Source organism: uncultured Sphingomonas sp. (assembly GCF_913777625.1).
Lineage (GTDB): Bacteria > Pseudomonadota > Alphaproteobacteria > Sphingomonadales > Sphingomonadaceae > Sphingomonas.
On sequence record NZ_CAJYTI010000010.1, the window covers coordinates 413,031 to 434,686 of the forward strand.

Below are 21,656 nucleotides of genomic sequence, written 5' to 3' on the forward strand. Positions count from 1 at the left end.
CGCGCGCACGCGGCAGGGGCACTGCATTGCTTACTTCGACTTGGCAGCCGCGTTGGCGACGGTGTCGCCGGCCGACGCAACGTCCTTGCCGGCGCCTTCCACGGTGTTGCAGGCGGCGATCAGCAAGGTGCCGGCAATGGCGGCACAGGCGATGAGTGTACGCATCGAACTTCTCCAATTTTCCCCGTTTTCGGGACGGATGTTCAATGCGGTGCCCCGAGAATCGTTCCGGCAACGCGCCGGCTTGCGGCTGCGCTGCGATGAGGATTTTCGTCTATTTTTGAAGGAAGTAGGCCCGGAAGCGTCACCGGGGGGGGGAGGGGTAGACGCTTCCGGGCCCATGTCGTGGATAGCGAGAGCGGGGGGGCAAAAGGTCGCTATCCGAAGGTCAGAACGCCGATCTTTGTACCGGGTTCCGCACCGCGGTGCATTTTTCAGGGGCGGCCGTTGATCGCGATGCTCGTCTCATACGCGCCTACAAGCGGATCGTGGTGAAGCTGGGTACGAAGCTGCCTGGCAAGACCTTGGAGCACGCGGCCATAGCGCTTCTCGACCAGCAGTTCGAAGCCGGGATTGCTCACCAGCGCCGGCGAGGAGACGCGCAGCACGGCGCGATCCGCGCCTTCGGGCGCCTTGATCGAGATGCGGATCTGCGCGGCCTCGTTGCAGGTGATCGCCAGCTCGACCATTTCGGTGAGCACGAAGGCGACGGCGATCGCCACGTCCTGGGTGACGAGCAGCGCTTCCACCTCGAGGGTGATGCCGATGCCGCGGGCCGGCTCCGGGGCGGTCGCGCGCAGATTGGCGGCGAGTTCGCCGATCACCGAGCGCAGCTCGAGCCCGCGATTCTCTTCCATCTCGGCATAATGGTGGCGGTGGACGACCGCGAGGGCATCGACCCGCCGCTGGATCGAGGCATAGGCATCGGCCGCTTCCTGCCCCTTGGCGGCGCGGGCATGAAAATTGATCAGGCTGGAGATGACCTGCAGGTTGTTCTTCACCCGGTGATGGACTTCGCGGGTCAGCTTGGTCTGCTGCACCAGCCCCTTGGCGAGATCGTCCTCATGCGCCTGGACGGTGCGGCTGATCTGGCTGAACGTGTCGCCGAGCTCGCGGATCTCCTGCGCCGGAATCGGCCCCAGCCGCTCGGTATCGATCACGTCGCCGGGCCGATAATGGGCGACGCTGCTGCGCAGGCGGCGGAGCGGGCGGATCAGCAGGATGTCGACCACGAACCAGCCGATGCCGGCGGCGGCAATCCACATCAGCACCAGCAGGACGGTGGCGATCACCAGTGGCGAGGTGATCGGCGCGCCCGGCATGGTCGTTTCCAGCGCGAGATCGTCGACGCCCAGGTTGCTGCGCAGGCTCTTGCCGCGATCCAGCGGGCCGGTGTCCTTCAGCGCGCGGAGCGTGAGCCGGTCGCCGCGGCCGATCAGCGCCGAACCATAATCGGGCACGAAGCCGCTTGGACGCGCCAGTCCGGCGAGCAGGTCGCGCGGATAATAAGCGGTCGCGGTGCTGCCGCCTTCGCCGCCGATACGCAGCACCAGCCCGCCCGGCACGATCCGCGCGGAAACGGCGCCGCGATCCGCGTCGATCCCGTCTGCCTGCTCGAAGGGGCGGCCGCACAGCGTGCGACCATGGCCGTCGCGCACCAGGAAGCGCGAGCGCGCCTGTGCCGCATAGGTCCCGGCCAGGCGGGTGCAGCTGGGGGCGTCGTTCGGGTTGCGGGCGAGCGCCGACAGGGCCTCAGCGAGCTGGGCGACATGATTGGCCAGCAGGTTTTCGAGATTGCCAGCGCTTTCCTGGGCGGTGGCGTTCAGCCGCTCGCGGGCTTCGTCATCGGCACTTCGCGTGGTCTGCAGCGTGGTAAACAGCGCGATCAGCGCCAGCGGCAGCAGTGCGCCGACCAGGATCAGGAATACTTTCGCGCCGGTGGGCAAACGCCCCAGCGCTGCCGAGAAGCCTCGACCGCGGAGTTGGGAATCCAGGTCGTTCATGTCCCGCTTGGTTTAATCGAGCTTCTTCAAGAGGTCGAGCAGATCATCCGGGACCGATTCGTTCAGCGTCTCGTCATACGCGCGGCGCAATGCATCACCCACATCGGTGCTGGGATTCGGCTTGTCGCCGCTGCCCTGCGCCGGAGGCTGCTTGCCCTGATCATTGTTAGCGGAGTGCACCAATTCCCCCTAAGGGTCCGGATCGTCCGGATACCCGGACCAAATGAGCGATGGACCTGCAGTTGCGAATACCGCGAACGACGCCGAGTGCAAGCACCCGGCGCCGCTGCAGCCATTCACGCAGTCCGGTCGATGAAACCAAAGAGCGCCTCGATTGTTCCACGTTCGATGCGAAATCCGGGGAGGGGCTTCTTCGGGTGACGAAATCATTGAATTCACGCCCGCGGGGAGCGACAACGGCTCCCGCACTCGATGGAGAATACATAGCTCATGTCGCTTGGTCAGCAACTCGCGCCGCACCTTCCGCTCCTGCGGCGCTATGCCCGTGCGCTCACCGGCAACCAGGCCGAAGGCGATCGCTATGTGCGCGCCGCGCTGGAAGCAATCGTGGAGGCGCCCGATCAATTCCCGCGGGATGTGGATGCGCGTCTCGGGCTCTACCGCACCTTCCAGGTGATCTGGCAGTCGAGCCAGTGGGACGACAGCATCGACGCGGTCGAACAGGGCAATGATGCCGAGGCGATCGCCCGCAAGCGCCTCGCCCGGCTGACGCCGCTGTCGCGCCAGGCGCTGCTGCTCACCACGGTGGAAGGTTTCCCGCCCGAGGACGCCGCCTATCTGATCGGCGAGCAGCCGGCCCGCGTCACCGAACTGGTCGCGGAGGCGGTCAACGAGATCGAGCGCCAGACCCGCACGCGGGTGATGATCATCGAGGACGAGCCGCTGATCGCGATGGACCTCGAGCAGATCGTCCGCGATCTCGGCCATGACGTGACCGGCGTCGCCGTCACCCGCGACGAGGCCGTCGCGCTGGCGATGGAGGACCGGCCGGGCCTGGTGCTGGCCGACATCCAGCTGGCGGACGACAGCTCGGGCATCGACGCGGTGAAGGACATCCTCGCCGAATTCGCGGTGCCGGTGATCTTCATCACGGCCTTCCCCGAGCGTCTGCTCACCGGCGAGCGACCGGAGCCTACCTTCCTGATCACCAAGCCGTTCCAGCGCGAAACGGTGAAGGCGACGATCAGCCAGGCGCTGTTCTTCGACGAGGCGACGGTGCCCGCCTGACGCGAAATCGGGGCGGGTTCCACCCGGTACGGAGCTAAAACGGTTCTCGGGTGTTTAGGCTTTCATGGCTGAGCAAGACGAACCCGCCTCTGTTAGTACTGATCGTGCCCGCGCCGGCACGACGCCCGGTGTTACCCGCTATGTGTTGGGCATCGGGCTGCTGCTGGTGATCGTGATCTTCGCCATTATCCTTTTGGTTTGATTGGCATGTTTCACCGGGCAATGCTTGTAATCGACCCCGAGGACCCCAGCTTGGCAACGAATGACGCCGCGCGCGCAACTGATCGGGAATGCATGACGACAGAAGCCACCCATACGGATCATGAGGAGCCGGGCGCGAACACGGCGCCGGTGGAACATGTCTCGCTCTCGGATCCCGAATTCAAAACCCAGCTCGCGCAGGTGATCCCGCATCTCCGCGCCTTCGGCCGGTCACTTTCGGGCAGCCGGGACCTCGCCGACGATCTGGTGCAGGAGACGCTGCTCAAGGCATGGGCCGCGCGCAAGCGCTTCCAGGCCGGCACCAACATGCGTGCCTGGACGTTCATCATCCTGCGCAACCTCTATCTCAGCCAGATGCGCCGCGCGCGCTTCAAGGGCGAATGGGACGATCTGGTTGCCGATCGCCTGCTGGCCGCGCCGGCGAGCCAGGATCGTCATGTCGAGCTGGCGGACATGCAGCGCGCGCTGCTCCATTTGCCGCAGCCGCAGCGCGAGGCGCTGATCCTCGTCGGTGCAGGCGGCTTCGCGTACGAAGAGGCTGCCGAGATCTGCCAGGTGGCGGTAGGTACCATCAAGAGCCGCGTGGCGCGTGGCCGCGTCGCGCTCGAAGCGCTGATGTCGGAAGGACAGCTGCCCTCGCGCCGCTCGACCTCGCTCAACGAGGACGGCCGTACCGCGCTCGACACGATCATGGGCGAGGTCGACGATCTCAGCCGCGAGCGTTGATGCGTCGATAACCAGATAGCGTGGGACTCCGGTAAGGAAGCCTACGGATTTTCACATGGGCCTCCAGGTGACACGCTCCCGTCATCTGGAGGCTTTTATGCGACTCGACCGCTTCGACAATCATCAGTCCGGCTTTGGCCCCTGCATCGCGACGATGATCGCGCTGGCGGGGATCGGCGCACTCGTCGGTGGCGTCCTCGCCCGCTTTGCCGAGCTTCTCCGCTAACGCACACAGGCTCTTGCGTCCGGGCACCGCTTCGCCCATATGCGCCGCGGGAGTCGGGCGGACGGGATCGTCGCCAACCCGGTCAGGTCCGGAAGGAAGCAGCCGTAACGATTTCGTCCCGGGTCGTTCCGGCTCCCACCCATCCTTTACATCGCTATCCACAACCCATCGCGCCTGCCGCTTCGACAAATCGAGCGCGGGTCCCTAGATAGGGTCGTGATGTCCGATTCCCTGCTTGGCCTCGACGAACCCCCGCAGCCCCAGCGCGGCGAAGCGTACCGCGTGCTCGCCCGCAAATACCGGCCGCAGACGTTCAGCGCGCTGATCGGCCAGGATGCGATGGTCACCACGCTGGGCAATGCGATCAAGCGTGATCGGCTGGCGCATGCCTTCCTGCTGACCGGCGTGCGCGGGGTGGGCAAGACCTCCACCGCCCGCCTGATCGCCAAGGCGCTCAACTGCATCGGCCCGGACGGGCAGGGTGGTCCGACGATCGACCCGTGCGGCGTCTGCGAGCCGTGCCGCGCGATCGCCGAGGGGCGCCATATCGACGTGATCGAGATGGACGCCGCCAGCCATACCGGCGTCGACGACGTGCGTGAGATCATCGAGGCGTCGCGCTATGCGGCGGTCTCGGCGCGCTACAAGATCTACATCATCGACGAAGTCCACATGCTGTCGAAGAACGCGTTCAACGCGCTGCTGAAGACGCTGGAGGAGCCGCCGGGGCATGTGAAGTTCCTGTTCGCCACGACGGAGGTGAACAAGGTGCCGGTGACGGTGCTGTCGCGCTGCCAGCGCTTCGACCTGCGCCGCATCCCCGCCGAGCTGCTCGCCGAGCATTTCGCACGCGTGTGCGAGGCGGAGCAGGTTGAAGCCGAGCCCGAGGCGCTGGCGCTGGTTGCGCGCGCGGCGGAAGGCTCGGCGCGCGACGGGCTGTCGATCCTCGACCAGGCGATCGCGCATGCCGGGCTGGAAGGCGAGGGGGTGAAGGCGGAAGCCGTGCGCCAGATGCTCGGCCTGTCCGATCGCGGCGCCAATCGCGACCTGTTCGGTACGCTGGTCGAGGGCCAGGCGCAGAAGGCGCTGGCGGGGCTGCGGGCGCAATATGATCTGGGCGTCGATCCGCTCGCGGTGCTGCGCGCGCTGCTGGAGACGGTGCACGGCGTGACCCTGGTCAAGCTCGGCACGCATCGGCTTTCCGGTCAGTCGCTCGAGGAGCGCGAGGCGATGGAGGCCTGGGCGGCCCGCCTGTCCTTCCCGGCGCTCCACCGGCTGTGGCAGTTGCTGCTGCGCGGGCATGACGAGGTCGCCAGGGCGGCGCTGCCGATCGAAGCGACCGAAATGGCGCTGCTGCGCGTGATCCACGCGGCGCAGCTGCCCGATCCGGGCGAGCTGGCCAAGCAGATCCTCAGCGGCAGCATCGCGGTGCCCGCCGGTGCGCCGGCCGCAGCGGCTGCGGCACCGACCGCGCCAGCGCCTGCCACGGTGCAGGAAACCGGGCCGGTGCTGCCGACCAACCTGACCGAACTTGCCGAGCATCTGGAGGCGCATCGCCGGCTCCAGCTCGCGATGTTCGTGCGCGATTACATGCGGCCGGTGCGCTTCGAGGGCAGCGAGATCGATTTCGGCGCGGCGCGGCCGCTGCCGCAGGATTTCGTGCGCGAGCTGGGCGGGGCGCTCAAGGACAGCACCGGCGTGCACTGGAAGATCACCCTTGTCGACGGCGCCACCGCGATGACGCTGCGCGAGGAACAGGCGGCCCGGCAAGCGGCCGAGCGCGAGGCGGTGCTCGCCTCGCCGATCGTCGCGGCTGCCATGCAAGCTTTTCCTGATGCCGAGCTGATCGGCTGGACCAAGACCGGGAGTGACGGATGAAGAGTCTCGAAGACATCATGGCCATGGCGCAGAATGTGCAGGCCGAACTGACCAAGGCGCAGGCGAGCCTCGATTCGGTCGAGGTCGAGGGCGTGTCGGGCGGCGGGCTCGTCAAGGTGAAGGCCAGCGCCAAGGGCCGCATCATCGGCATCGCCATCGACGATTCGCTGATCAACGTCGCCGAAAAGACGATGCTGGAGGACCTGCTGGTCGCCGCGTTCAACGATGCCAGGGTCAAGGCCGATGCCGCTTCGTCGGAAGCGATGAGCAAGATGACCAGCGGCCTGCCGCTGCCGCCGGGCTTCAAGCTCCCGTTTTGAGACAAGGGCTTACGGGAACCTAGCGCCGTCCCCTCGGTTGCTGTCGCCAGACACAATCGAGGAGAGACGATCATGGCGGACCGTATCGTTGAAGACGGCGTGGCGACCGACCGCGCGACCCACACCACGGTGATCGAGCGCCGCAGCGGCGGCGGTGCCGGCATGGCGCTGATCGGTCTGGCGGTGCTGATCGCGGTGGTGATCGGCGCCTTCTATCTGTTCAACCAGAATGCGCGGGAGAACCGCAAGACCGATGCGGTGACCAGCGTCGCGAAGGACGTGGGTTCGGCGGCCAAGGACGTCGGCGACGCGGCGAAGGACGCTACGAAGTAAGGCAACTACCCTCAGGAGCCGTCATCCCAGCGCACGCTGGGATCTCCTTCAGGAGTGGTGTGACGTTGTTGCCAGGCCTCAGGGAGATGCCAGCTTTCGCTGGCATGACGGTTTTGGTGGACGCAATGGACTGAGGGTTCAGGTGAGAGACCGCCTCACTTCAAACACCGATCCAGCCCGTTCCCCGCCACCACATTGATCCGCGCATTGATCTTGTTGCCATAGCGGCGGGTGAACCCCTGCGGGTCGATCGCCGCGCGCTTCTTGGGAAGCGGCAGCACCGCGGCGATCAGCGCCGCCTCGCGGTCCGACAGCTCCGACGCATCATGGTGGAAGTAGCGCATCGCCCCGGCGTTGACGCCGTAGGTGCCGATGCCGGTTTCGGCGACGTTGAGGTACACCTCCATGATCCGCCTTTTGCCCCAGATATTCTCGATCAGCACCGTGAAATAGGCTTCCAGGCCCTTCCGGAAATAGCCGCCGCCCTGCCACAAGAAAACGTTCTTGGCGGTCTGCTGGCTGATCGTCGAGCCGCCGCGGATCTTGTGCCGGCCGTCATTGTTGCGCTGATAGGCCTTCTCGATCGCCGCGAAATCGAAGCCGTGATGCTGGCAGAAGCGCGCATCCTCGGCGGCGATCACCGCGCGCGCCATGCTGGGATCGATCTCGCGGAGCGGCATCCAGTCCTTGGTGGCGCCGTGGCCGGCGACCACGTCGCCGAGCATCGTCCAGGTGATCGGCGGCGGCACGAAGCGATAGACCGTCACCATCACCAGCGACAGCAGCACGAAGCCGAGCACGAGCTGGACCCCCAGCACGATCAGCCGGCGCCACCAGGGCTTGCGCGGGCCGGCGGAGGAACGGCGGGGAGAGGAGGGGCGGGCGCGATTCTTCGTCACGCCACCGCCATGCCCCAGTCGGGGCGGTTCCTGCAATCACCTGGCAGAAACCGCCGTCCGGATCAGTGGGTGGCGAGCAGGCGGCGGTCGCCGGCGAGGCGCATCATCGCCTTTTGCAGCTTCTCGAACGCGCGCACCTCGATCTGGCGGACGCGCTCGCGCGACACGCCATAGACCTGGCTCAGTTCCTCGAGCGTCTTGGGATCGTCGGTCAGGCGACGCTCGGTGAGGATGTGCTTCTCGCGCTCGTTGAGGTCTTCCATCGCGGAAACGAGCATGTCGTGGCGAACATCGGCCTCCTGCGCCTCGGCAACAGCTTCGTCCTGCAGCGGGCCTTCATCGGCCAGCCAGTCCTGCCACTGGCTCTCGCCATCCTCGCGCATCGGCACGTTGAGCGAGGTATCCCCGCCCATCGCCATGCGGCGGTTCATCGAGGTGACCTCTTCCTCGGTCACGCCCAGATCGGTGGCGATCTTGGCGAGATTCTCGGGGGACAGGTCGCCATCCTCGAACGCGTCGAGCTTGGCCTTCATCCGCCGCAGGTTGAAGAACAGCTTCTTCTGCGCGGCGGTGGTGCCCATCTTCACGAGGCTCCACGAGCGCAGGATGAATTCCTGGATCGAGGCGCGGATCCACCACATCGCATAGGTGGCGAGGCGGAAGCCGCGATCGGGCTCGAACTTCTTCACGCCCTGCATCAGGCCGATATTGCCCTCGGAGATCAGCTCCGAGACGGGCAGGCCATAGCCGCGATAGCCCATCGCGATCTTCGCCACGAGGCGCAGGTGCGAGGTGACCAGCTGGGCCGCCGCATCGGTGTCGCCATGCTCCTGGAAGCGCTTGGCGAGCATGTACTCCTGCTCGGGGCTCAGGATCGGAAATTTCTTGATCTCGGCCAGATAGCGATTGAGGCTCGCCTCGCCGCCGAGCGCGGGAATCGTCGCGGGGACGTTGCTGCCGCTAGCCATGATCGTGTCTCCCTTTCCAACGGGCGCCGGTCCGAACGGAGGACCCAGGCGCCACAAAACTCATACGAGAAGCTGGTTGAACAGTTCCTGCATGTCTGCAGGTATTTCGCTATCGAACGACAAAGCGTTACTTGTTATCGGGTGGATGAACCCGAGACGTGCTGCATGCAAGGCCTGGCGCTGGAAACCCAAGGTTGCCAGAAGTCCGCGATGGGTGGAACGCATACTTCCATATAGAGGGTCCCCGACGAGCGGGTGGCCGATCGACGCCATGTGCACGCGCACCTGATGGGTTCGTCCCGTCTCGAGCCTGCATTCTATGTAACTTGCGTCACGCAGTTCGCGAATTTTGCGCCAATGGGTAATCGCATGCTTGCCATGCCCTTCCGCGCAGACCGCGATCTTCTTGCGGTTGGAAGGCGAGCGGGCAAGCGGGGCATTCACCGTTCCGGAGGCAACCCGCGTCTGGCCGCTGGCGATCGCCTTGTAGCGGCGGTCGATCGAATGCGCCTTGAACTGGTGGGCGAGGCCGACATGCGCGGGATCGGTCTTGGCCGCGACCATCAGGCCCGAGGTGTCCTTGTCGATCCGGTGGACGATCCCCGGCCGCGCCACGCCCCCGATGCCGGAAAGCTGCCCCGCGCAGTGGTGGAGCAACGCGTTGACCAGGGTGCCGTCGAAATTGCCCGCCGCCGGGTGGACGACCAGGCCCGCCGGCTTGTCGATCACGATCAGATGCTCGTCCTCGAACACCACGGTGAGCGGAATGTCCTGCGCTTCGTTGTGCGCGGGCTTGGGATCGGGGACGGCAACCTGGAACACCGCGCCGCCGATCGCCTTGCGGGCAGGGTCGCGGGCGAGGTTGCCGTCCGGGCCGGTAACCGCGCCGGAGGAGATCAGCGCCTTCACGCGTTCGCGCGACAGCGTTGGCAGCGCGTCGGTCAAGGCGCGGTCCAGCCGCCAGCCATGCGCCTCGTCCGCGATCCGCGCTTCTAAGATGGAAACCCCCTGATTCATGTTTTACCGGAAATGGGCATGGGCGTTACGATTTCAAGATCTATACTGGACGGTATGAAAAAAGCTGCGGCCGAGGCGAGCCCGTGCGAGGCATGCGGGCTGCTGTTCGGCGCAGGGCCGCACATCACGGCGTTCGCGCACACCCGGAACGTCGCCGCCACGCCGGAGACCCGGTTCGAGATCGATCCCGCCGCGCTGTTCGCCGCGCTGCGGGCGGAGCGGGCGGGCGGCGCGACGCTGCTCGGCTATTGGCATTCGCATCCCAGCGGCGATCCGCTGCCTTCCGCGACCGATGCCGCAATGGCCGCCGCCGACGGCAAGCTGTGGCTCGTGCTGGGCGGGGACGACGTGACGTGCTGGCGGGCAGGGACGCGCGGCCGATGGGATCGGTTCGCCGCGGTCGCGCTGATCCTCGCCTAGGTCAGCGGGCGGCCACGCAGCGCGCGGTCGCCGTCTGCGCAGCACGCATATTGGTGCCCATCACGGCACGCGCACACCGGATCAGTTCCCCGATCCGCATGGCGTAATAATAGCGGATCGTTTCGAAGCCATGCGGGTGGAAGGCGCGGATGCTGGGGCCGAGGTGCAGCAGGTAGGCGTGCGCCTCGGCACCCTTGAGCACCCGGCGGACATGCGGCTGTGACACCCCGAAACGGCGGGCGAGCCCGGCGAGCGACACCGGCGCGCCGGCATGCGGCACGAAGGCGGCATCCGTGCAGGCCAGCGCCAGCGTATGGAGAATGGAGCTTCCCGCCCTGGGATGGAGAAAGACCGAGCGGAACGTCGGCGACGGATCTGCCATCCGCGCCAGCTCGTGCAGGCGCTCCCCCTGCGTGGCGAGAAAGCGTTGATACACCTCTGGATCACCGAGCGCGTCGCGCGCCGCGCCCATCGCCGGGTCGACGAACGCCGCGGCATCGAGGGCGGCCTGGAGATGGCCGCCCCAGGCTCGCTGGAACGCCGGGGTCGTTTTGCAGTGAAGGGCGGAACGGCGTTCCACGAAGCCGATATGGACCATGAAGTCGACCAGCGCGCCCGCCCGGTTGGCGGTCAGGAAGCCCGACCCGGCGCAGAGCTGGCGCAGCGTCGAGAGGGTCAGGTCGCCATTCGCCTCGAGATACGCGGCGGACATTGCCGCGACGTAATGGCCGGCATCCTGAAACACCGCCGCCAGTTTCCGGTCGGAATCGATGATCGCCAGCATGTTCTGAGCCAACTGGCGTGCGGCGGTCCCGTACGCCGGATGCTCGGCGATATCGATCCATTCGGGGGGCAGTGCATCCAGATCCACCGTTTCCGTTTGCACGCCGTTCCCCCGATCGAGTCCGCAATGGACCATAGCTGCTCATTTTGAGAGAAACAATTCGCCTGCGAAACGAGCGCAGGATTGGCTGCGTCGGCCGTGCTGGTCATCCGCCCGGGGACATATCGACAGGACCGTCCGGCACGTCGTGCCCGGCGACCCCGGTGCGGCCCGTGGCGGACGCGCGCCGCTCGCCGTCCATCCGTGCGTGTGGCGCGCGGCCGGGATCCTCCGGCCTGGCCGAATCCCAGCGAACGCCATGGGGCAAAATATAGCCCTGGCCGCGCACCGTGACGATCACCGGCACCGCCGCCGTCAGATCGGCGCGGAGGCGACTGACCAGGACGTCGATCGCGCGCAGGCCGCGATCGTTGCCCGGGCCGGCAGCGGTGCCGGCGCGCAGGGCGTCTCGGTCGAGGATGCGCCGCGGGTTGCGCAGGAACAGCGTAAGCAGATCGGCTTCGGCGGTGCTCAGCCGCTGGCGGCCGCCGTCGCGGCGATACAGCAGCCGGCGCTGCGGATCGAAGGCGAGATCGGCGAAGTACGCGGTGCCGCTGGGCAGGCCGGCAGCGGTCGCGCGCCGCCGGCCGAGCAGTGCGCCCACGCGAGCGAGCATCTCCGCGGCACTGCACGGCTTCGAAACGCAGTGATCCGCCCCCATTTCGAGCGCGATGATGCGATCGACCTCGCTCATCGCCGGCGCGGTGACGATCAGCGCCGGCGGCGTCGGCAGCCGGGCGATCTCACCGAACAGGGCGGATGGGGTTGCCCCTGCGATCGCGGGATCGAGTATCAGCACGTCCCAGGCGGCGCCGGTCAGGCGATGGCGCAGATGCGGCAGATCGTCGCACCGGAACACGTGAAGACCTTCGGCTTCGAACGGCTCCACCAGTGCCTGGAGGAAGATCGTGTCGGGGTCGGCAAGGAGGATACGGCGCCCGGCGAGCGACGGCCGCGAGGATGGCGGCAACGGCGGCGACGCGGCCAGTCCAGGCGGGGTCGTAGCGGGCAGGGACATGATACGCTTCCCACATGGTTACGGAAGCGTCAGGACTGCGCACCCTTGTTTGCCGCAGCGTTTCATTGCGTTACCGGATTTTAACGCGGCACGGCCGGAACGATCGCGCGCCATCTCTCGTTACCGAAGCGGTTTCTGGGAGTGAATTCTATGCTTTGGACGCTGGTCGTTATCCTTCTCATCCTGTGGCTGCTGGGCTTTTCGTTCCACATCGCCGGCGGAATCATCCACATCCTGCTGGTGATTGCCCTGGTGATCGGCCTGATCCAGCTGTTCACCGGCCGCAGGGTTTGAACCGGGCGCCCGGCAGGCGATCAGTCGCCGGCCGGGCCCGTATAGTCGGCGCCGTACACCGCCTTGCGGAAATCGCGGTGCAGCGTGCCGTCGAACGGCGCTTTCTGGACGAGGAACACCGCGGTCAGCTTGTTCGCAGGGTCGACCCAGAACAGCGTCGACCAGGCACCGTCCCAAAAGAATTCGCCGACTGCACCGCGATTCTCCTCGGGCGTCTTCGGCTGGCCGGTGCGGACGAAGAAATCGATTCCGAACCCGCCATTGCCCTTGCCCGGCAGCCACAGCCGCTGCGTGATTGCCGGATCCAGATCGTCGGTGGCCATCCGCTCCACGGTGGAGGGCTTGAGAATCTTCACCCCGTCCAGCGTGCCCTTGTTGAGCAGCATGCGGGCAAAGCGCATATAATCGTCGCTGGTCGAAACCAGGCCGAAGTCGCCGGGCGTCAGCTTGCGCGGCGCGAAGTTGATGCGGCGGATCATCGCCTCCGGCATGCGCGCGAGCGTGCCGTCGGCGCCCTTCTGATAGCCCGCCGCCAGCCGCGGCAGGCGCTCGGCCGGCTGGGTCCAGCCGGTGTCCTTCATGCCGAGCGGATCGAAGACATGCGCCTTCACATAGGCCTCGAACGGCATGCCGGACAGCTTCTCGACCAGCAGCCCCTGCACGGCGACGGCGGCGCTGTACCGCCACTGGGTGCCCGGCTGGTAGACCAGCGGCACCGACGCCAGCCGGCGGCCGAACTCGGGCAGATCGTGGTCGAGCGCCAGCGGATCCGCCTGGTCGAACAGCAGATCGGCGGGATGCTCCTTCCCGCCATAGGAAAAGCCGGCGGTGTGGCGCAGGATGTCGCGGATCAGGATCGGGCGGCGCGGCGCCTCGGTGCGCACCGATCCGTCCGCGTTCTTGCCGGCATAGACGCGGACCTGCGCGAATTCCGGCAGATAGTCGGCAAGCGGATCGTCGATGCGGAACTTGCCCTGCTCCCAAAGCTGCATCAGCGCGACGCCGGTGACCGGCTTGGTCATCGAGAAGATCTGGATCAGCGTGTCGCGGGTCATCGGCCGGTGCGCCTCGCGATCGGCATCGCCGCGCGCGCCGAAATAGACCTCGCGGCCGTCGACCCACACCAGTGCGGATACCCCCACCGCGCGGCCATCCGCGATCATCCGGGCGAGCGCCCGGTCGATCCGGGCTGGATCGATGCGAAGTTTCGTCGCGGCGGGGCGGGCAATCTTTTGCGCGGAAGCGGACGGTATCATGGTGCTCGACAGCAACGTCATGCTGGCGGCAGCAGCCAAGATTATACGAAATTTCATATATTTCCTCCCCCGGTCCGCGGTTCGTCCGACCGTCACTTCCGATGGCGCGATCACACCGCCGGGATGCTTGCAGCTTTTTGTCTGCTGCGCCAAAGGGGATTCACAGCTGGAGCCACAAAACTTGAATATCAGCCCTACCGAGTTCGCAAGCCTGCTTTGCTCGCGCCTGTGCCACGATCTGTTGAGCCCGGTCGGTGCGCTCAACAACGGTCTCGAACTGCTCGCCGACGAGCATGACCCCGAGATGCGTGCACGCTGCCTCGAGCTGCTGGCGGAGAGCGCGCGGGCGAGCGCCAACAAGCTGAAGTTCTTCCGTCTGGCATTCGGCGCGGCCGGCGGCTTCGGCGAGACGGTCGATACCCGCGAGGCGCAGGCGGCGCTCGAAGGCCTGTTCGGCGACAACCACCGCGTGAAGATCGGCTGGATGGTCGAGGAGCCGGTGATGGCCAAGCAGGCGATCAAGGTGCTGCTCAACCTGGCGCTGATCGGCGGCGACGCGCTGATCCGCGGCGGCCAGCTCGATATCGGCGCGGAAACCACCGACGGCGCGATCGAGATCGTGATCCGCGCGGACGGCCCGCGCATCGTGCTCGACCCCGAACTGCGCGGCGCCCTTGCTGGCGGCCGCGAGGAGACGCCGATCACCCCGCGCGCGGCGGCGGCCTATCTGGCGCACGAGCTGGTCGTGCAGCATGGCGGCACGCTGCAGGTCAGCCCGCCGGAGTCCGACGTGTTGCTGTTTGGGGCATCCTTCCCCCTCGGCTGATCATATTGTTGCAATGATGTAGAAGTGTCGGCAGAAAAACGAAAAGCCGTCGACTTGCCGTGGCGACACGGTTGGGGGGTAGTGAATGATGGAGTGGGGCACCCGTCTTTCGGTGGCCGGTATGCTGTGCGCGCTGTCGGCGTGTAGCGGAGGCGGGGGGAGTACAGGCGCGGGATCGCCTTCGGCGGCGCCACCCCCGGCATCGGCACCGGCAAATTCCAACATCACCGATCTCCGCGTCAGCCAGACGTTCAGCAGCGACGCAGCCACCACCAGCGTCGTCCTTTCGACGCCGGCGGGTATCGTGGCGAGTTCGACCGGCGCGTACGACCCGGTGAGCGTCAGCTACAATGCAGGTACCAAGAGCTATACCGTGACGGCGGGGAGCAGCAGCCAGCTGTTCGACCCGACCAGTGCCCAGGCCTCTTCGGTCCCGGGCGAGAGCCGCTATCGCCTTTCCGGGCAGGCGCTCACCCTGGTCACCACCCCTTATTACGGTAGCGGCACCAGCAACCGCTATGTGGGAATGGGGTATTGGCAGCGGAATACCGTTGCCGACGGCAGCCAGAGGACTCAGTTCAGCATCTTCAGCTACGGTCTGCGTACCGATGCCGCCGCCATCCCGACCTCGGGCTCCGCGCACTGGAACACCGATGTGTTTGGGTTGCTGACGACACCGGGCCAGGAGTTGCGCACCATCCAAGGGCGCGGCGGGCTGGATGTCGATTTCGCGCGGGCCAGCTTCCTTGCGTCGGGAACGGTCGACGAATTCAACTTCATTACGGGCGGCGGCCGCGTCGGCAGTCTGAATGTCGTGGCAGGCGGGCGCGTCACGAGCGCGGGCCTGGTCGGCGATCTGAGCTATTCAGGTGGACAGGCCGGGCTCGTCGCGGGAACGTTCCGAGGACTATTCTACGGGCCTGCGGCCGACGAAATCGGGGCGAGTTTCGTAGCCACCGGCCCGGGCGGCGTGCTTTCCGGCGCGATGACCGGCCAACGGGACGCCAGCGCACCCGGGCAAACCATCTCGCTCCTGAACGTTCGCGAAAGCTTGCGCCTGTTCAGCACGTCGGCGCTATTCTTTACGCAGCAAGTGGCTGGCCATTCCGACTATGCGGACGTTAAGGCCTCGGCATCGAACGGGCTCGTCGTGATCGATCCACAGGGCGTCACGACGTTTGCGCCCACCGCCTACGGCTACACGCCGCTGGCCGCGGATATCGTGTCGGACGGTCCTGCCAATTTCACGACCTATCGCAGCACGGTGCAAGGCGCGCCGGTTGAGGTGTCCTTTTACAAGCTCGGTTCGGGAAACAGCGAGCTGCAGCTCACGTATCTGAGCCTCGCTACCTGGAAGCAGACCAAGGCAGATCGCGCTCTCGCGGTCGATTTCACCAACGTCGAGCGCTACTTCCAGCCCTATGGAATCGCAACGCCTAGCGGATTGCTCGCGGCCAGAACCGGATCGGCTAGCTTCTCGGGGGTAGCCTATGGCGCTGCTGCCTCGGTCAGCGGTACGCAGTACGACATCAGCGGCGGCGCGGATTTCGTCGTCGATTTCACGAATGCGCGTTATTCCGGGGCGCTCGCCCTCACCGGACGTTCGCCGAACGGTAGCAGCCGCGACCTGGGGAAGGCGACGTTCAACGGTACTCTGTATCAGGGGGCGTTCACGCGCACGAACATCGACGGTACGCTCGATGGAATGATCGCGCCGATCTTCTACGGGCCCGCAGCACAGGAGGTCGGCGCCCCGTTTTACTTCGCGACGGGCTCGCGCTCCGACCCTGCTACGCTGCAGGTCACAGGCGTGGCGCTGGCGAAGCAACGCTGACGGTCGATTGGAAGCGATGGGCTGCTCCGTCGGCAGTACCATAACCCGGAATTAACCCTCGCCCGCCATGGTGGCGCCTGGAAATTTCCACCGGGGCCCCATGGACGACCTGCTGCAGGACTTCATCGCCGAGACGCGCGAGACGCTCGAGGCGCTTTCGGGCGAAATCGTCGCCTGGGAGTCGCAGCCCGACGACCGGGCGCGGCTCGATGCCATTTTCCGTTTCGTCCACACGGTGAAAGGCAGTTGCGGCTTTCTCGACCTGCCGCGGCTGGAGCGGCTCGCCCATGCCGCCGAGGACGTGCTCGCCCAGGTCCGCGACGGCAATCGCGTGCCGGACCGGTCGCTGGTCAATGCCGTGCTCGCCGTGGTCGACCGGATCGGCGAGATCGTCGAGGCGATCGACGCCGGCGCGGCGCTCGACGACAGCGGCGAGGAACTGCTGATCGCAGCGCTCGCCGAGGGTTCGGAGGAGATCCAGCTGCCGACTCCCGTTGCCCAGCGCGCGCCGTCGCGCAGCGTGCGGCTGGGCGTCGACCTGCTCGACCGGATGATGAGCGGCATGTCCGAGATGGTGCTCGCCCGCAACGAACTGGCCCGCCGGCTGCGGATGCGCGAACTCGATCCGGCGGTGGAGGCGGCGCTGGAGCGGCTGTCGCTCACCGTCGGCGAGATGCGCGACACCGTCACCCGTACGCGCATGCAGAAGATCGATGCGCTGTTCTCGCCGCTGCCACGCATGGTGCGCGACACCGCCGCGGGGCTCGGCAAGTCGGTGGCGCTGCAGGTCGAAGGGGCGGACGTCGAGCTCGATCGCGAGATGATCGAGGTGATGCGCGATCCGCTGGTCCACATCATCCGCAACGCGATCGACCATGGCATCGAGGCGCCGGCGGATCGGCGCGCACTCGGGAAGCGCGAGGCCGGGCGGCTCAGCGTCTCGGCGCGCCAATCGGGCAACCAGATCATCATCGAGATCGCCGATGACGGCCGCGGTGTCGATATCGACCGGCTGATCGCCAAGCTGGCGGCGAGCGGCGTGCGCTCCGAACGCGAACTTCATGCCTTGCCCGAGGCGGCGAAGCTGGAACTGATGTTCCACCCCGGCCTGTCGAGCAAGGACACCGTCTCCGAGATCAGCGGACGCGGCGTCGGCATGGATGTGGTCAAGGCCAGCATCGATCAGATCGGCGGCCGTGTCACGCTGGACAATGTACCGGGCAAGGGCCTGCGCATCGCCATCCATGTGCCGCTGACGCTGTCGATCATCTCGGCGATCATCGTCGCGGCCGGGCGCCAGCGCTTCGCCATTCCGCGCCAGTCGATCGAGGAGATCGTCAGCGAGCGCGGCGAGGCGATCCGCATCGACCTGCTGGGCGGCACGCCGATCGCCACCGTGCGCGCGCGGCGGATGCCGCTGCTCGATCTGGGCAGCCTCATCGATGTGCGGCGGGAGGGGCAGGGCGGCCCCCGGATGCTGGTGATCGTCGGTGTGGGGGCGGGGAGCTATGCGCTCGCCGTCGACAGCGTGCTCGACAATGAGGAACTGGTGATCAAGCCCGCCTCGCCGGCGGTGATGGCAGCCGGGATCTATGCCGGGCAGACGCTGCCCGACTCGGGGCTGCCGATGCTGCTGCTCGATTGCGCCGGGCTTGCGCGGGTCGCGGGCCTCGATTTCAGTCGCGACCTGAGCGAAGCGTTCGGCGATGCCGTGGAGACGCCCGAGGCACCGGGGCTGCCGGCGCTGTTGTTCGACGACCTCGATGGCGTCCGCCGCGCGGTGCCGCTGGCGGCGGTCGACCGGGTGGAGCAGATCTCCGCCGCGCAGGTGCGGCACGCTGCCGGCAGTGCCCGGCTGGCGATCGAAGGCCGCATTCTGCCGCTGGCGATGCAGGGCCACCTCGACGGGCGCGAGAAGCTGAGCGTGCTGCGGTTGAAGGACGAAGACGCCGAGGTCGCCTACGCCATCGATTCTGCGATCGAGATCGTCACTCTGCCAGCCGAGATCGCACCCGCGCGGACGCCGGGCCCGGCCGCAGGGGTCGCGCTGATCGAGGGCGAGCAGGTCGAACTGCTCGACGTGCTGTGGGTGTTCGATGCGCATGTCGATCGGGTGGCGGCACCCGACGCCCCGCTCTGCCTGTTGGCGGGCGACAGGGACGGTTGGCTCGCCACCTTCGTGCGGCCGCTGCTGGAGACGGCGGGCTACCGGGTCGCCACGACGCTGGCGCCGGGCGAGACGCCGGCGGTGGTGCTCGCCGCCGATGCGGCCGAGCCGCCGGTGCGCACCGCGCCGGTGGTGCGGCTGCGGCGCAAACGCCAGGCCGAGCCGGGCGACGACAGCGTCTATCGCTACGATCGCGCCGGGCTGTTGTTTGCCCTGGAGGCGCAGGTGGCGCAGCGGGGAGGGCGGTGATGGCGCAGCAACTCTATCTGATCGCCGATGTCGCCGGGCGCACCGTGGCGATCGATTCCGATCAGGTCGAATCGGTCGTCGATATCGGCGAGGTGACGGCGGTGCCGCGCGCCGCCAAGCCGGTGCGCGGGCTGGCGGCGCTGCGCAGCCGGGTGGTGACGGTCGTGGACACCGAAGCCGCGCTGGGGCTGGAGGGCTGCACGCTCGCCAAGCGCGCGGTGATCACCCAGATCGATGGTCATCATTACGCGATGCTGGTCGACACGCTGGACGACGTCGCGCCCTTCGAACTGCGCCCGCTGGCTGCGGGAATCGCGCTCGACGGCAACTGGCGGGCGGCGGCGCGCGGCGTGGTCGAGCGGGACGGCGAACCGATCCTCGTCGTCGATCTCGCCGCGCTGGTACCCGCCTCGGCACTGCTTTCCTGACCCCGGGATTAACGCGAAACTTACGTCTGGTCCTTATTGTCAAAGGACAAAGACGCCTGCCAGGGGACCAGGGACCATGAAGACTTGCCTCGTCGTGGACGATTCGAAGGTCATTCGAAAAGTCGCCCGGCATATTCTCGAGACGCTCGATTTCGAAGTCCGCGAAGCAGGGGACGGTCGCGAAGCACTGGATTCGTGCCTTGCCTCGCCGCCCGACGTGGTGCTGCTCGACTGGAACATGCCGGTGATGAGCGGCATGGACTTTCTCCGCGCGCTGAAGAATTCCAGCCTCGAACAGCGGCCCAAGGTGGTGTTCTGCACCACCGAGAACGGCATGGCCTATATCCGCGCCGCCATCGAAGCGGGCGCTGACGAATATGTGATGAAGCCCTTCGATCGCGAGACGCTGGAAAGCAAGCTGCAGATCGTAGGCGTCGCCTGACCTTCCCCTCGCCGGAGCGCGCCCGCGTGACGAGCCAGCCATCCCCCCATCTTCCCGATCCGGCAGCGTCCGCGCCGCAGGGGCGCGTGCTGATCGTCGACGACTCGGTCGTCGCGCGCTCGGTGCTCACCCGGATGATCGAAGGCACGCGGCGATTCCAGGTCGCCGCAGCGCTAGGCGACGTGCGGGCCGCGCTCGACTTTCTCGGGCGGGTGCAGGTCGACATCATCCTCCTCGACATCGCGATGCCGGGGATCGACGGCCTCACCGCGCTGCCGGACGTCGTGGCGGCGGGCCAGGGTGCCAAGGTGCTGATCGTTTCCTCCTCCGCAGACGAGGGCGCGGCAACCACGCTCCAGGCGCTGGCGCTGGGCGCGGCGGATACGCTGGTGAAGCCGGGCGTGGGCGCGTTCGGCGGCCGCTTTGCGGAGGTGCTGGAGGACCGGCTTTCGAGGCTGCTTGCCGCGCCCGGCGGGCAGCCTGGCGTGGTTCCTGCCCCGCCGCCGCTCCGCCCGGCAAGCGCGGGCGTGCAGCTCGATGGCATCCAGGTCGTCGCGATCGGAGCGTCGACCGGCGGCATTCACGCGCTCAGCCAGTTGTTCCGCGAGATTCCGGCCGGCTTCCAGTTGCCGATCCTGGTGACGCAGCATCTGCCACCCAGCTTCATGGGCTATTTCGCCGCCCAGCTTTCCGTGCTCGGCGGCCGGCCGTGCGACGTGGCGGAAGACCGTATGCGGGTCCGGCCCGGGCGGATCGTGATCGCGCCGGGCGAGGCGCATCTCAAGCTGGTGCGTACCTCGGACGGCGCGGCGATCCGGCTGAGCACCGAATGGGCGCGCAGCGGCTGCATGCCCTCGGTCGATCCGATGTTCGACAGCGTCGCCGAGGTGTTCGGTGCCCGCGCGCTGGGCGTGGTGCTGAGCGGCATGGGGCGCGACGGCTGCGAAGGCGCCGCGCGGCTGGTCGATGCCGGCGCCAAGGTGCTGGTGCAGGACCAGGCAAGCTCGGTGGTATGGGGCATGCCCGGCGCGGTGGCGACTGCGGGGCGTGCGAGCGCGGTGCTGCCGCCGGACGAAATCGGCCGACTGATCGGCCGGGGAGGCGCACGATGATCGGGGATGTGGCGCCGAGCGGGGGCGCGATGCAGCTGATCGGGGCATTGCTGGAGCAGCGCACCGGCCAGCAGATCGCCGCCAACCGCGCCTGGCGGATCGAGACGGCGCTGAAGCCGGTGTTGCGCGCGCGCGGGCTGCCCAGCCTCGATGCGCTGGTCGGGCAATTGCTGGGATCGCGGTCAGGGGAACTCGCGGATCAGGTGGTGGACGTGCTGCTCAATCAGGAAACCAGCTTCTTCCGTGACGTGTCGGTGCTCGATCAGGTCGCGGCGGCGGCGGTGGCGATGCAAGCGGAAGTCGGCCCCCGGCGCCTCCGCGTCTGGTCTGCCGGCTGTTCGACCGGGCAGGAGCCGCTGTCGCTGGCGATGCTGTTCGCGGAGAAAGCGGCCGCCTTTTCGATGCCGCCGGAGATCGTGGCGACCGATGTTTCCCAGGCAGCGCTCGCGCGGGGCAAGGCGGGCCGCTATTCGCAGTTCGAGATCCAGCGGGGGCTGCCGGTGCGCCGCATGGTCGAATGGTTCGACAGCGTCGAAAGCGATTGGGTCGCCAAGCCCGAACTGGTACGGCGCGTGCAGTTCCGCCAGCAGAACCTCACCGCCGACGCCCCCCCGCCGGGCAAGTTCGACATCATCCTGTGCCGCAACGTGATGCTGTATTTCTCGCTGCCGCTGCGCCGGCAGGTGTTCGACCGGCTGGCCACCGCCGCTCGACCGGGCGGCCTGCTGGTGCTCGGCGCGGGCGAGACGGTGATCGGCCTGACCGATCATTTCACGCCCAGCGAAGCCTTTCGCGGCTTTTACCGTGCGGTCGATCCCGATGCGCCACCGCTCGCCGCAGCGAGCTGAGCGGTGGATTGCCTGGCGCGGTGCGGGCAGTAGAAGAGA

The 21,656-nt window shown here is 67.2% G+C and carries 25 protein-coding genes and 1 other RNA gene; 17 read left to right on the forward strand and 9 right to left on the reverse strand.

Going from position 1 to position 21,656, the window contains the following annotated elements; translation table 11 throughout:
• Positions 1–30: 30 nt before the first annotated feature.
• The 3 genes from QZ814_RS06960 to QZ814_RS06970 form a co-directional block, all read right to left on the reverse strand.
• On the reverse strand, positions 31–165 hold the full coding sequence (locus tag QZ814_RS06960) for an entericidin A/B family lipoprotein (RefSeq protein ID WP_294330421.1): 135 nt from the start codon (positions 163–165) through the stop codon (positions 31–33).
• Positions 166–434: 269 nt separating this feature from the next.
• Positions 435–2,003 carry a sensor histidine kinase gene (locus tag QZ814_RS06965; protein ID WP_294330422.1) on the reverse strand — a complete coding sequence of 523 codons (1,569 nt, stop codon included), beginning with the start codon at positions 2,001–2,003 and terminating at the stop codon, positions 435–437.
• Positions 2,004–2,015: 12 nt separating this feature from the next.
• On the reverse strand, positions 2,016–2,183 hold the full coding sequence (locus QZ814_RS06970) for a NepR family anti-sigma factor (protein WP_294330423.1): 168 nt from the start codon (positions 2,181–2,183) through the stop codon (positions 2,016–2,018).
• 270 nt (positions 2,184–2,453) lie between these two features.
• Here QZ814_RS06970 and QZ814_RS06975 point away from each other — a divergent pair, with 270 nt between their 5' ends.
• The 8 genes from QZ814_RS06975 (at position 2,454) to QZ814_RS07010 (ending at position 6,956) form a co-directional block, all read left to right on the forward strand.
• Positions 2,454–3,251, forward strand: coding sequence for a response regulator (locus QZ814_RS06975; RefSeq protein ID WP_294330424.1), 798 nt, complete (start codon positions 2,454–2,456; stop codon positions 3,249–3,251).
• Between the two features lie 64 nt (positions 3,252–3,315).
• Positions 3,316–3,453, forward strand: coding sequence for a hypothetical protein (locus QZ814_RS06980; protein WP_294330425.1), 138 nt, complete (start codon positions 3,316–3,318; stop codon positions 3,451–3,453).
• A 92-nt stretch (positions 3,454–3,545) separates the two neighbouring features.
• Positions 3,546–4,199, forward strand: coding sequence for a sigma-70 family RNA polymerase sigma factor (locus QZ814_RS06985; protein WP_294330426.1), 654 nt, complete (start codon positions 3,546–3,548; stop codon positions 4,197–4,199).
• Between the two features lie 97 nt (positions 4,200–4,296).
• Entirely contained in the window at positions 4,297–4,425 is a 129-nt protein-coding gene (locus QZ814_RS06990) for a hypothetical protein (protein WP_294330427.1), read from the forward strand.
• 45 nt (positions 4,426–4,470) lie between these two features.
• An RNA gene (ffs, locus tag QZ814_RS06995) (signal recognition particle sRNA small type) lies at positions 4,471–4,568 on the forward strand.
• A 76-nt stretch (positions 4,569–4,644) separates the two neighbouring features.
• Positions 4,645–6,303 carry a DNA polymerase III subunit gamma/tau gene (locus tag QZ814_RS07000; protein ID WP_294330428.1) on the forward strand — a complete coding sequence of 553 codons (1,659 nt, stop codon included), beginning with the start codon at positions 4,645–4,647 and terminating at the stop codon, positions 6,301–6,303.
• Entirely contained in the window at positions 6,300–6,623 is a 324-nt protein-coding gene (locus QZ814_RS07005) for a YbaB/EbfC family nucleoid-associated protein (RefSeq protein WP_294330429.1), read from the forward strand. Before QZ814_RS07000 ends, QZ814_RS07005 begins: the two co-directional genes overlap by 4 nt.
• 72 nt (positions 6,624–6,695) lie before the next feature.
• Entirely contained in the window at positions 6,696–6,956 is a 261-nt protein-coding gene (locus QZ814_RS07010; protein WP_294330430.1) for a hypothetical protein, read from the forward strand.
• Positions 6,957–7,111: 155 nt separating this feature from the next.
• Here the strand turns inward: QZ814_RS07010 and mtgA are convergent, their stop codons facing one another.
• The 3 genes from mtgA to QZ814_RS07025 all read right to left on the reverse strand — a co-directional run bounded on the left by mtgA (position 7,112) and on the right by QZ814_RS07025 (position 9,840).
• On the reverse strand, positions 7,112–7,780 hold the full coding sequence (gene mtgA / locus QZ814_RS07015) for a monofunctional biosynthetic peptidoglycan transglycosylase (protein WP_294330498.1): 669 nt from the start codon (positions 7,778–7,780) through the stop codon (positions 7,112–7,114).
• A gap of 137 nt (positions 7,781–7,917) precedes the next feature.
• On the reverse strand, positions 7,918–8,823 hold the full coding sequence (gene rpoH / locus QZ814_RS07020) for an RNA polymerase sigma factor RpoH (RefSeq protein WP_125977365.1): 906 nt from the start codon (positions 8,821–8,823) through the stop codon (positions 7,918–7,920).
• Positions 8,824–8,883: 60 nt separating this feature from the next.
• On the reverse strand, positions 8,884–9,840 hold the full coding sequence (locus QZ814_RS07025; protein ID WP_294330431.1) for an RluA family pseudouridine synthase: 957 nt from the start codon (positions 9,838–9,840) through the stop codon (positions 8,884–8,886).
• A gap of 18 nt (positions 9,841–9,858) precedes the next feature.
• Here QZ814_RS07025 and QZ814_RS07030 point away from each other — a divergent pair, with 18 nt between their 5' ends.
• Positions 9,859–10,260 (forward strand): M67 family metallopeptidase, encoded by a 402-nt coding sequence (locus tag QZ814_RS07030; RefSeq protein WP_294330432.1) that lies wholly within the window; start codon positions 9,859–9,861, stop codon positions 10,258–10,260.
• A gap of 1 nt (position 10,261) precedes the next feature.
• On the opposite strand, the gene QZ814_RS07035 is transcribed toward QZ814_RS07030, so the two are convergent.
• Both QZ814_RS07035 and QZ814_RS07040 read right to left on the reverse strand, forming a co-directional pair.
• Positions 10,262–11,146, reverse strand: coding sequence for a hypothetical protein (locus tag QZ814_RS07035; protein ID WP_294330433.1), 885 nt, complete (start codon positions 11,144–11,146; stop codon positions 10,262–10,264).
• Between the two features lie 103 nt (positions 11,147–11,249).
• Entirely contained in the window at positions 11,250–12,161 is a 912-nt protein-coding gene (locus QZ814_RS07040; protein ID WP_294330434.1) for a response regulator transcription factor, read from the reverse strand.
• Positions 12,162–12,311: 150 nt separating this feature from the next.
• Here QZ814_RS07040 and QZ814_RS07045 point away from each other — a divergent pair, with 150 nt between their 5' ends.
• Positions 12,312–12,455: a lmo0937 family membrane protein gene (locus QZ814_RS07045; protein ID WP_294330435.1), complete on the forward strand. Its 144-nt coding sequence runs from the start codon at positions 12,312–12,314 to the stop codon at positions 12,453–12,455.
• A 20-nt stretch (positions 12,456–12,475) separates the two neighbouring features.
• Here the strand turns inward: QZ814_RS07045 and QZ814_RS07050 are convergent, their stop codons facing one another.
• Complete coding sequence (locus QZ814_RS07050) at positions 12,476–13,768, reverse strand: serine hydrolase domain-containing protein (protein WP_294330436.1); 1,293 nt, start codon at positions 13,766–13,768, stop codon at positions 12,476–12,478.
• A 124-nt stretch (positions 13,769–13,892) separates the two neighbouring features.
• On the opposite strand from QZ814_RS07050, the gene QZ814_RS07055 reads away from it, so the two are divergent.
• The 7 genes from QZ814_RS07055 to QZ814_RS07085 all read left to right on the forward strand — a co-directional run bounded on the left by QZ814_RS07055 (position 13,893) and on the right by QZ814_RS07085 (position 21,617).
• Positions 13,893–14,537, forward strand: a complete 645-nt coding sequence (locus QZ814_RS07055) for a histidine phosphotransferase family protein (protein WP_294330437.1) — start codon at positions 13,893–13,895, stop codon at positions 14,535–14,537.
• An 85-nt stretch (positions 14,538–14,622) separates the two neighbouring features.
• Positions 14,623–16,371 carry a transferrin-binding protein-like solute binding protein gene (locus QZ814_RS07060; RefSeq protein WP_294330438.1) on the forward strand — a complete coding sequence of 583 codons (1,749 nt, stop codon included), beginning with the start codon at positions 14,623–14,625 and terminating at the stop codon, positions 16,369–16,371.
• A gap of 100 nt (positions 16,372–16,471) precedes the next feature.
• Positions 16,472–18,787: a chemotaxis protein CheW gene (locus tag QZ814_RS07065; RefSeq protein WP_294330439.1), complete on the forward strand. Its 2,316-nt coding sequence runs from the start codon at positions 16,472–16,474 to the stop codon at positions 18,785–18,787.
• Complete coding sequence (locus QZ814_RS07070) at positions 18,787–19,215, forward strand: chemotaxis protein CheW (RefSeq protein ID WP_294330440.1); 429 nt, start codon at positions 18,787–18,789, stop codon at positions 19,213–19,215. The genes QZ814_RS07065 and QZ814_RS07070 overlap by 1 nt, the downstream gene beginning before the upstream one ends.
• Before the next feature lie 76 nt (positions 19,216–19,291).
• Positions 19,292–19,657: a response regulator gene (locus QZ814_RS07075; protein ID WP_294330441.1), complete on the forward strand. Its 366-nt coding sequence runs from the start codon at positions 19,292–19,294 to the stop codon at positions 19,655–19,657.
• A gap of 26 nt (positions 19,658–19,683) precedes the next feature.
• Positions 19,684–20,769, forward strand: coding sequence for a chemotaxis-specific protein-glutamate methyltransferase CheB (gene cheB, locus QZ814_RS07080; protein ID WP_294330442.1), 1,086 nt, complete (start codon positions 19,684–19,686; stop codon positions 20,767–20,769).
• On the forward strand, positions 20,766–21,617 hold the full coding sequence (locus tag QZ814_RS07085) for a protein-glutamate O-methyltransferase CheR (protein ID WP_294330443.1): 852 nt from the start codon (positions 20,766–20,768) through the stop codon (positions 21,615–21,617). Before cheB ends, QZ814_RS07085 begins: the two co-directional genes overlap by 4 nt.
• The last annotated feature ends 39 nt before the right edge of the window (positions 21,618–21,656 follow it).